The following is a 10,210-nucleotide window of genomic DNA, read 5'->3' on the forward strand; positions in this document are numbered from 1 at the left end:
CTCGGGCACAGCCCGCGCTTCTTGCAGGAATACGCCACCAGCCTCTCGGCACGACAGTGCTCGCAGACCACGCGCAGAAAGCCGTGCTCGAGCACGCCGCAGCGCAGGTAGGTCTCGAACTCCTCGCGGACATATCCGGGCAGCGAGCGGCCCTCCGCTTCGATCCGTACAATGAAGTCCGGGTAGTGCGCCTCTACCAACGCGTACAGCAGCGTGCGCTCGGGCGCGTGGCGCGCGTACCGCGAACCGGTGTGGGCGGACGGCAGTGGCGCGCATCCCGCGGCTTGCCGCCGGGATGTGGCGAGGCGCGGCACGCAGCGCTCCGGTGCGGGGACGGCTGCTCAGTGTTGCGCCTGTGTTCGCACGTTCGTATCGGTGCGTTCTGATCTTCGCGTCAGACATTGCCGCGGCGACTCCCGCCTCGACCGCCTCGACACCCAGGTGCAGGGCGCGGCCCAGAGCGCCGAATCCGCCAATCAGGGCGCCCAGCGCGCCAACCAGCGCCTCGACCAGATCGAAGGCCGCGTGCAGCAGCTGGAATCGTCGCCGCGCCGCGTGCCGCGCGGGTGAGCACGCACTCCGCTTGACCGACCGGCGCGGGGATCCGTCGCCTGCGCGGCGCGGATCCCCGCGTTGGATGGTGTTCCGCCCCCGAGGAGCTTCCCATCCGTACTTTCCCCCACTCCCTCTCCCACCCGGGCCGGCGCGCGGTTGCGCTGGCGCTGGCGCTGGCCAGCGTGGGCGCCACCGCCAGCGCGCGCGACGACGGCACCCCGCCGGTGACGTCACTGGACGAACTGCCCCGCGGCCAGGACGTCTCCGACACGGTGATCGAACTGGCCGGCTGGGTCGTCGCCTCCGGCGACAGCCAGGGCTATCCCTTCGCGATCATGGACAAGGCCGCCGCCCAGATCCTCGTGTTCGGCGGCGATGGCCGCCTGCGCGGCGCCGCGCCCGGCCTGTTCGGCTCCGCCGTGGGCGACCACACCGCCCCCGGCATCGCGGGCCTCGCCCTGCGCGAGATCCCCGGCCGCGACCGCACCACCCCGGCCGGCCGCTTCGTCGGCGGCTACGGTCCGTCCATCGATGCCGGCCGCGTGCTGTGGGTCGACTACGACTCCGCGGTCTCGATCCACCCGACCGCGACCGGCGTGCCGGAGGAAAAGCGCCCCGAGCGTCTGGCCTCGCCAACGCCGGATGACAACCGGGTCACCCACGGCTGCATCAACGTGTCTCCGGCGTTCTACGAGCAGGTCGTCAGCCCCACCTTCGCGCGCGGCGGCGTGTTCTACGTGCTGCCGGACGAGGGCTCGCTGGAGGAGGCGTTTCCGGAGTTCGCGGGCGCCGGCACCCGGAAGACCGCCGGCGACTGAGCACCGGTGCGTGGCCGCGCGGCGGATGACGCGGCGTCTCCGGTGCGTCGTCCGCAGCATGAAAAAGGCGACCCGGTCGCCCGGGTCGCCTTTTCGTTACCGCACCCGCCGAAGTCACTTCAGGCCGCGGTTGCGCAGCAGGGCATCGGCGCTCGGCATGCGGACGCGGAAGGCCTTGCAGCTTTCGGCCGGATCGATATTGTCGGCCAGCACATCCAGCGCGCAGACGATCTCCGATACCTGCGCAGAAGCCGCCCCGGCCCCGTGTTCCGTGACCGGCCCGTCAGGCGCCGTCCCGCGCCGGGGCGTAGCGCCATACCGCCAGCGCGCCATACAGCAGTGTCAAAAAAGCGAGGTTGCACAACTCGGGAAGCGCCTCGGCGAAGCTTGCGCCCATCTGGTTGAACTTCACCATCAGGTTGATGCCGGGCGTGGAGGGAACCAGCTTCGCCAGCCACGCCAGGGGCTGTGGCATCGCCACGGCCGGCCATGAGAGCCCGGACAGGAAGAAGAGTGGCAGCGCGGTGACGAGCATCAGCTGGAAGGGCCGTTCGCGGGTGCGGAAGAAACTGCCCGCGAACAGCCCGAACGCCACCACCGCGGCCACGTACAGCGCTCCGCCCACCAGCGTACCGGGCGGATTGCCGCCACGCGGATAGTCCTGGAGCCACATCACCAGACCGTTGTAGTACAGCATGCTGCACACGCCGATCAGCGCGAACGCGGCGGCGATGCCGAGCAGGCCGCGGCGCGAGAACGCCAGCCGACCCAGGCGTTCGCGACGCGTGCCGGCCATGACCAGCATGCCGATCAACAGTGTCTGCTGCACGATCAGCTGTGCCACGCCCGGCACCACGGCGCTGCCGTAACCCTCGCGGGTGTTGAACAGCGGCCGCGCCACCACCTGCAGCGGCGCTGCGCCGGGCGCACCTGCGAAACCTGCCTGCACCACGGCGGCCTCGCGCGCGAACGCGGCGGCGGCCTCGCCCAGGCCCTCGAGCACCACGCCGCCGCGACCGAGGAACGCACCACTGCCGTACAGCGCCAGTTGCCCCTGCCCGCCGCGCAGGATCCCGCGTTCGAACCCCGCGGGCACCACCAGCAGGCCCTGCGCTTCACCACGGGCGATCCTTGGCCGGGCCTCCTCCACCGAGGTCGCATCGCCGACGATCCTCACCGCGCGCACCGCGCCCGCCTTGCGCACCAGGGCGCGGCTCATGGCGCTATGGTCGAGGTCGACCACCAGCACCGGATACTGCGAAGCCACCTGGTGCCGGTAGGCGACCGGGTAGAAGAACGAGTACAGCACCACGGCGCCGATCAGCGTCACCACCGCGTAGCGGTCCGAGAACACGGCGCGCAGAGTCTCCAGGAAGGCGGCCCTGACCTGGTTCATCGCTGCCCCCAGGAGGCCGGATCGCGCGCTCCGCGCGCATACAGGCGCAGCCCCGCGCCGCCGGCCACCAGCACGAACAGCAGCAAGGTCCCCAGCAACGACAGCGAGGCCGTCCATGCCGCACCCAGGTCGAGCTGCTGCGCCTGCAGCTTGAGGTAGGCGGTGAAGGGAAGCAGCTGGCTCCAGACCTGTGCGAACAGCGGCGCTCCCTGCACCGGGAACGTCGCGCCCGAGAACGCCAGCGACGTGCCCGCATACAGTCCGGTCAGCGACAGCGACGTGCCCATATTGCGGGTGGCCCCGACCAGCAGCAGCGCGATGCCGCCGTAGGCCAGGTACATCGCCGCCTGCGCGGCGACCAGCAGTACCGCGCTGCCGGCCACACCGCCGCGGATCGCCGCCAGCCAGAGCAGCGACAGCGTGCCGTAGGCGGTGAACAGCAGCAGGTACGGCGCCAGCTTGCCGGCCACCGCCGGCAGCAGGCGATCGCCGCACTCGGCCAGCCATGTGCCCGCGCTGCCGTCACGCAGTTCGCGCCCGAGCGCGCCCACCATCGCCAGGCAGGCGGCGAGGTGCAGCAACCGGCGAGTTTGCCGAGCCGGAAGATGCCGCAGATATCGATGCGGTAATGCGCGAGATCAAGGCTACGCTGGCCGAGCAGGAGCGCCGCGAGGCCTTGCGCGGGGCCGACGATGCGCCGAAGGATGAGCCGCCGGAGCCGCCATGGATGAGAGGGTAATTGGCAGTCTCTAGCAAGAGCTGGAGACTGCTGGCTCTGCTTCGTTGAGCCGCTTGATCGCCTGGTTTCCCAGGAGGCGAACCAGGCTATCAAGTGACTTGGCAATCGGTTTGGCTAGAGCGACCAAAGGCTTTGGCTTTTCAACGGCTTCACTGTGCCGATTTCTCTGCAGGCCTAGCCGCGGCATCTGCGGCCTCAGCCTGCCACCCACCTCCCAACGCCACATACAACGCCACCTGGGCCGTCGCTAGCTCCGTCCTGCCCTCGAGCGCTTGTCGCTTGGCCTGTAGTGCACCACGCTGGGCGTCCAGCACTTCACTCAGGTTGGCCTCACCCAACTCATAGCTGCGCTGCGCCAGTCGATGCGCACGTTCGCGGTGCTCGCGGGTGCGGCTGAGGGATGCGTGTCGGCGTTGCTGACCAGCCATCCTCGTCAGGCCACGCTCGACTTCCTCCAGCGCACGGGCCAACGCCTGTTCGAATGCGACATAGGCTGTCTCGCCCTCGGCATCGGCAAGGTCGATGGCTGCACCGCGGCGTGGATAGTCCAGCAGCGGCAGGCCGAATGTGGCACCGACTCGGGCGAAGTTCGACGCGCTGGACACTGCATCGCCCAGCGCGAAGCCGGAGCGGCCCACTGCGGCCTGCACCGCCAGCTTGGGAAACAGGTCGCGGCGAGCGGCCAGCGATTGCAGCTCGGCGGCGTCCAGCCGTGCCGCTTCGGCAATCAGGTCCGGACGGCGGCGCAGCAGGTCGATGGGCTGGCCGGGGGCGATGCGCTGTTCGGCCAGTGGCACCGGCGCGTTGGCGGCGAAACGCGCGGCGGTGCTGCCCGGCGGCTCGGCGAGCAGGGTGTCCAGCGCCAGCTGCGCTTCGGCCAAGTGGATATCCAGCTCATCCAGATCGGCTTCCCGCGACGCGCGCTCGGCGGATGTGGCTTCCACATCCAGTCGGGTCACTTCGCCGGCATGGAAGAGCAGTCCGGCGATGCGCTCCAGCTCGCGCGCCACTTCAATGCCTTCGACCAGCAGGGCTCGCTGGCCCTGCAGCGCGCGCATTTGCAGATAGCCCTGCGCGGTGTTCGAGGCAACGGCGAGCCGCGCCGCTACCGTCTGCGCCTCCGCCGAACGCAGTTGCCGGGCCGCGCTGTCACGCCGCGCGCGGGTGGCGCCAAACAGGTCCAGCTCCCAGGTGGCCTGCAAGGCCAGCTCCCAGGTGTCGACGCTGATCACATCATCGTCAGGGATAAAGCCGGCCAGCGGGCTTCCAGGTTCGGCGTCCTGGTCGTTCTCGACCCACTGGCGGCTAGCCGAGCCGGGCAGGTCGAAGCTCGGCAGCAGGCCGGCACGCGACTGGCGCAGCTGAGCCCGCGCTGCGGTGACACGTGCCATGGCCAGGCGCACATCGTGGTTCTGCTGCATGGCGCGGCTGACCAGTGCGGTGAGCTGTGGGTCATCGAACTGGCGCCACCAGGCGGCCAGCGTTTCGGCATCCGCCGCTTGCGCGCCGGCGGCACTGAACCAACCTTCCGGCAGTTGCGGATCGGCATACTGCGGTGCGCTGGAGCAGGCGCTCAGGGCCAGGGCGAGCAGCAGCGGAGCGGCCAGGGCCTTGGCAGTCATGCGGTTTCCTCCGGTCGCACTTTCATGAACAGCAGGTACAGACATGGCACCGCAAGTAGGGTCAGCAGCGTGGCGAAGCCCAGGCCGCCCATGATGGTAACCGCCATGTTGGCGAAGAACGGGTCGAACAGCAGCGGCACCATGCCCAGCACCGTGGTGCCAGCAGCCATCATCACCGGGCGCAGGCGTGACGCCGAGGCCTCGATGATGGCGGTCAGGCGTGGCACTTCGTCATCGATCTGCCGGTCGATCTCGTCCACCAGCACCACGGCGTTCTTGATCAGCATGCCGGTCAGGCTGAGCAGGCCGAGCAGCGCCATGAAGCCGAACGCCTGGCCGGTGAGCAACAGGCCGAAGCTCACCCCGCAGATCGCCATGGGTACCACCAGCCAGATCATCAACGGCTGGCGCACCTTGGCGAACAGCAGCACGGTGACCAGCACCATCGCCAGATAGGGCACTGCCAGCGTACTGGCCAACGCCTGCTGGGCATCGGATGACTGTTCGTAGTCGCCGCCCCATTTCAGGCTGTAGTTGACCGGCAGTTCGATGCCCTCGATCAGCGGACGAATGCGCTCGTGCGCCTCGTTGGTGTTCTCGCCATCCCGCGGCTCGGCGCGAATGGAGATGGTGCGCTCGCGGTCGTAGCGCACGATGATGCTGTCCTCGCTGGTCGGCTCGATGCCGTCGGCGACCTGCGCCAGCGGCACGTAGCCGTTGCCCGCTGGGCTCCAGATCAGCCGCTGCAGCAGGTTGTCACTGCCGATGCGGTCGTCGGGCGCGGCGCGCAGCAGCACTGGGATCAGTTCGTCGCGCTCGCGCAGCAGACTGACCCGCTGGCCCTCGCTGCCGGCTGCGAGCGCGCGGGCCACGGCCTGGCGGGTCAGACCGGCGTCTGCAAGACGATCCAGTGCCAGCTGCGGGCGCAGCACCAGCACCGGCTGGCGCCAGTCGTCGCGCACGTTGAATACCTTGCCCTCATCTTGCAACCGCTTGCGACCCTCGGCAGATATTCTCCGTAGCACGTCGATATCCGGGCCGCTGATGCGCGCCTCCAGCTTGGCCTCGGCATTGGGACCGAACATGAACTGAGCGGCCGTGACGTCAGCCGATGGGTAGCGCTGCGGCAACTCCTGGTTGATCTGCCGCACCAGGTCGTCAATCAAATCCGCATCCTCGGTGCGCACGAGAAAGTGCATCAGCGATGAATTCGGCTGCTCCGGCATGTAAGTGAGCATGAAGCGCGAGGCCCCGGCGCCGATGAAGCTGGACACGCCGCTGACACCCTCCATCTCCGCCAGGTACTCCTCGACGTCAGTCGCGGTGCGCGCGGTATCGCGGATATGCGTGCCCTGGGGCAGGAACAGGTTGACGTAGAACAGCGGCGTACTTGACGGCGGAAAGAAGCTCTGCGGCAGGCGGGTGAAGATCACGGCACTGACCACCGTCAGCACCAGCAGCACGCCGATGGTCAGCCAGGGCCGATGCAGCACGCCACCGGCCAGGCGCCGATAACGGTTGTACCAGGGGCCGTTGTAGGCCGCATCGGGGTCCTCGTCGGTGCCGGCATTGCGCAGCAGGTAATGGCCGAACAGCGGTACCAGCAGCAGGGCCAGCAACCAGCTGAGCAGCAGCGACACGGCAATGACAAAGAACAGCGAGAAAAGGAATTCGCCGGTGGTGTCCTGGGACAGGCCGATCCCGGCGAAGGCGAGAATGCCGATGATGGTCGCCCCAAGCAGCGGCCATTGCGTTTGCTGCAGCGTTTGCTGCGAGGCTTCGAGAATGCTCTTGCCCTGGCGCTGGCGCACCAGCATGCCATCGCAGACCACCACCGCGTTATCCACCAGCATGCCCATGGCGATGATCAGCGCGCCGAGGGAAATCCGTTCCAGCTCGATGCCCACCAGCCACATCACCAGCAGTGTGCCAAGCACGGTGAGGAACAGCACCGCACCGATGATGAAGCCGGCGCGCATGCCCATGGCAATGCACAGCACGCCGACCACGATGGCCACCGAGAGGAACACGTTGAGCGCGAAACTGTTCACCGACTCGTCGACGATCTGGTGCTGTTCATACAGCGGATGCAGGTCGGCGCCCAGCGGCATACGGTGCTCGTTGGCCTGCAGGACAGCTTCGACGCTATGCCCGACCTCGACGATATTCGCCCCGGATACCCCGCTGATGCCGAGCGTCAGCGCCTGCTGGCCGTTGTGGCGAATGATCTGTTGTGGCCGCTCGGCGTATTCTCGCGATAGCTTGGCGATGGCGCCCAGTTCGACCCGTTGTGGCCCTTGGCCGACCGGCAGTGCACGCAACTCGTCGAGAGAATCGAAGGCACCGCTCGGGCGCAGGCGCACAAAGAAGTCGCCGGCATTGACGCCACCGGCATCCACCGCGGCGTCGGTATCGGTCAGGGCCGCGGCGATCTCGTCCGGGGCGACGCCCAGTGCGGCCAGCTGCGCCTGATCGACCTCCACCAGAATGCGTTCTTCCTGTACCCCGGCGATCTCCACTTTGCCGACGCCATCTGCAGTGAGCAGGGCGCGGCGCAGGTCCTTGGCCGTTTCGTGCAGCTCCTTGAGGGTCAGCCCGTCGCCGGTCAGGGCGTAGAAGATGCCGTATACGTCACCGAAATCGTCATTCACCATCGGCGGCTCGATCCCCGGCGGCAGGTCGCCCTGGGCATCGTCGATCTTGTTGCGCAGCTCGTCCCAGATCTGCGGCAGCGCATCGCCATCGTATCGGTCCTGCATTTCCACGCGAATCTCGGCGATGCCCGGCATTGAGCGCGAGCGGATCTCCTTGATCTGCGACATCTGCTGGATGGCGCTTTCCAGCGGCTCGGTTACCTGCTGCTCGACCTCCAGCGCCGTGGCGCCGGGGTATTGCACATTGACGATAGCCTGCTTGATGGTGAATTCCGGATCTTCCAGGCGGCCGATCTCGAAGAAGGCGAGGATGCCGCCGAGCAGGCATATCAGTACCAGAATCCAGATGTTGACCGGTCGGGTGATGGCGTAACGGGCAAAATCCATCGGCTCAGTTCCGCTCCCGCGCTTCGATCGGCTGGTCTTCGTGCAACTTGCTGCCACCTGCTACCACGATTGGCATCTGCGCCTGCAGTGCGTCGCCGCGAATCAGCGCCTGATCGCCATCGACTTGCTGCAGCTGAACCGGATGGCGCCGGGCGCGGCCATCGTCGGCCTGCCAGACGAAGTGTTTGCCGTCGCTGTCGGTCTGCAATGCCGACAGCGGCAGACGGAAGCCGTCATCGTCGGTCTGTGGCCGGGCGGGGCGCTCCAGACTGACGCGCATGGCCATACCGGGCAGCAGGTTGAAATCCTCCGGCGGTTCGCCCTGCAGCACCAGCCGGTAGGTGCGCGCGCCTTCACGCGGCTGGGTGCTGTGTTCCTTGTAGCGCAGCGGCAGGCGCAGGTCGGCGATCACCAGCTCGGCCTCGGCCTTGAGCTCGGGCCCGAGCGGAATGCTCAGTGCTGCGCTTTCCGGCAGATCGACGCTGACCTCGATATGGCGGTTGTCCTGCATCTCGAATACCGGCGTGCCGACCGCGACCACCATGTCCGGTTCGGCGAGCCGTCGAGCCACGACGCCATCGAATGGCGCCGTCAGGGTGCTGTGATCGATATTGCGCTGGGCGCTGTCGCGGGCCACGCGGGCGGCCACCGTGTTGGCCTCCAGCGCCTCGATGGCGGCGGGGGCGAGGATGCCTTCGGCGAGCAGGGTGCGCTTGCGCGCCAGGTCTGCTTCGAGCTGGCGCAGGCGCGCTTCGGCCTCACGCATCTGCAGGCGATAGTCGGTGCGGTCCAGCTGTGCGAGGGCTTGCCCGCGACGAACACGAGTGCCTTCGTCGATCAGGATGCGCTCGATGCGGCCAGCCACCTCGAAGGACAACTGGGTGGTGGTCACACTGCGCACTACGCCGGAAAAGCGCAGCGCCTCGGCCTTCGGCTCGGCCGGCTGCAAGGGCTCGACCAAGGCCACGCGTGGTGGCTCGGGCGCCGGCTCGGCCTCCGAGGAACAACCGCCGAGCAGCGGCAGCGCACAGACGATGATCGTCAACCAGGCCTTGGACACTGGGAAAGCTGGCGTTGACGTCATCGGGGCTCCTGTCTGATTGGCGGTTATAGCGGTGTGGCACGCGCTAGGACTGACAATAGAGTCCAGTGCCAGCGCAGGAGTTCGACAGCAATGTGTTGCGAACGGCGTGACTGAACAGTCGATTTCTGCCAGAGCTCTGCCGGGTATAGGAAGTTCAACCGCCCTTTTTTGCGAGTCTGGCGGGTAGGAAGCGGCCGCGCAAGCGCCGCTTTGGGCACAGATCGGGCACAGATCGGGGGTTCATGCGTGGGTTTTCGACATCGCGGGGCCACGCAGCGGCTCAGTGCGTAGCCATTTCTCACCGAATCCCGGCACAGGGCCGAGCGCAGCCCTGCGGGGTCGTGGCCGCATCGGATCGGACTCTGGCTTGGCTGCCGGCTGTGTGGCCGGCACCTCGTCACGCGGCCGGCGGCGGCGCGCGCGCTGCGGGCCGGTAGTGCGCTTGCTCCAGCGCGCCGTGCTTCTCGAAGTGGGCGAGGATGGCGCGGATGGCGGTGGGTTCCTCGATGCTGGCGACGATCCGTACCGCGCCGCCGCAGTGGGCGCAGGTGGTGATGTCGATGGAAAAGACCCGCTTGAGCCGTTGCGCCCAGCTCATCGCACGGCGCTTCTGCTCGGGGCTGCGCGGCGCGTCGTTCGCGCTTGCGTCCGCCGGCTCCACAGCGGCGTCATGCCGCCTGCCGCGCCCCGATGGCGTCAACTGTGCGCGCAGGGCGGCGTTCGGGGCAAACACCCCGTGGAAGCGGGTCAGGTGGGCGCGCGGTGGCGGGACCAGCGCCGCCAGCTTGGCGATGAAATCCACCGGATCCCATTCCACATGCGTGGTGCCATTGCGCCACGGGGTCTTGAGCTGGTAACGCACCCTGCCCTGGAGCGCTATCGACAGCCGCTGCTCGCTGATCGCCGGGCGCGTGATGTAGCGGCACAGCTTTTCGAGCTTGTGGCTTTCGTGTGC

The 10,210-nt window shown here is 68.0% G+C and carries 9 protein-coding genes; 2 read left to right on the top strand and 7 right to left on the bottom strand.

The window, feature by feature from the left end; all coding sequences use genetic code 11:
* Positions 1–266 (bottom strand): transposase zinc-binding domain-containing protein (locus Q0863_RS18260; protein ID WP_298581736.1); only part of this gene is annotated, 266 nt, incomplete at its 3' end.
* A gap of 109 nt (positions 267–375) precedes the next feature.
* Between Q0863_RS18260 and Q0863_RS18265 the strand changes: the two genes are divergently transcribed.
* Positions 376–570, top strand: a complete 195-nt coding sequence (locus Q0863_RS18265) for a hypothetical protein (RefSeq protein WP_019186234.1) — start codon at positions 376–378, stop codon at positions 568–570.
* Between the two features lie 146 nt (positions 571–716).
* Positions 717–1,373, top strand: a complete 657-nt coding sequence (locus tag Q0863_RS18270; protein WP_026070257.1) for a L,D-transpeptidase — start codon at positions 717–719, stop codon at positions 1,371–1,373.
* Positions 1,374–1,656: 283 nt separating this feature from the next.
* Here Q0863_RS18270 and Q0863_RS18275 read toward each other — a convergent pair whose 3' ends face one another.
* The 6 genes from Q0863_RS18275 to Q0863_RS18300 all read right to left on the bottom strand — a co-directional run.
* The gene (locus tag Q0863_RS18275; protein ID WP_019186237.1) at positions 1,657–2,769 is read right to left on the bottom strand and encodes an ABC transporter permease; all 1,113 of its coding nucleotides are present in this window, start codon (positions 2,767–2,769) and stop codon (positions 1,657–1,659) included.
* A complete protein-coding gene (locus Q0863_RS18280; protein ID WP_019186238.1) occupies positions 2,766–3,350 on the bottom strand; it encodes an ABC transporter permease in 585 nt (194 codons plus the stop codon). Before Q0863_RS18280 ends, Q0863_RS18275 begins: the two co-directional genes overlap by 4 nt.
* A 307-nt stretch (positions 3,351–3,657) precedes the next feature.
* Positions 3,658–5,130 carry an efflux transporter outer membrane subunit gene (locus tag Q0863_RS18285; protein ID WP_019186240.1) on the bottom strand — a complete coding sequence of 491 codons (1,473 nt, stop codon included), beginning with the start codon at positions 5,128–5,130 and terminating at the stop codon, positions 3,658–3,660.
* Entirely contained in the window at positions 5,127–8,171 is a 3,045-nt protein-coding gene (locus Q0863_RS18290) for an efflux RND transporter permease subunit (RefSeq protein ID WP_019186241.1), read from the bottom strand. The genes Q0863_RS18285 and Q0863_RS18290 overlap by 4 nt, the downstream gene beginning before the upstream one ends.
* Before the next feature lie 4 nt (positions 8,172–8,175).
* Positions 8,176–9,216: an efflux RND transporter periplasmic adaptor subunit gene (locus Q0863_RS18295; RefSeq protein ID WP_298581733.1), complete on the bottom strand. Its 1,041-nt coding sequence runs from the start codon at positions 9,214–9,216 to the stop codon at positions 8,176–8,178.
* A 436-nt stretch (positions 9,217–9,652) separates the two neighbouring features.
* Positions 9,653–10,210: transposase (locus tag Q0863_RS18300; protein WP_298581735.1), on the bottom strand; the 558-nt coding region annotated here is incomplete at its 5' end.

Origin of the sequence: uncultured Luteimonas sp. (assembly GCF_947492465.1) — a bacterium.
In the GTDB taxonomy this organism is placed as follows: Bacteria; Pseudomonadota; Gammaproteobacteria; order Xanthomonadales; family Xanthomonadaceae; genus Luteimonas.

Bases quoted from the DNA above. Each gene is read 5' to 3' on its own strand.
- Q0863_RS18275 (WP_019186237.1), bottom strand. From the start codon at position 2,769: ATGAACCAGGTCAGGGCCGCCTTCCTGGAGACTCTGCGCGCCGTGTTC.
- Q0863_RS18285 (WP_019186240.1), bottom strand. From the start codon at position 5,130: ATGACTGCCAAGGCCCTGGCCGCTCCGCTGCTGCTCGCCCTGGCCCTG.
- Q0863_RS18290 (WP_019186241.1), bottom strand. From the start codon at position 8,171: ATGGATTTTGCCCGTTACGCCATCACCCGACCGGTCAACATCTGGATT.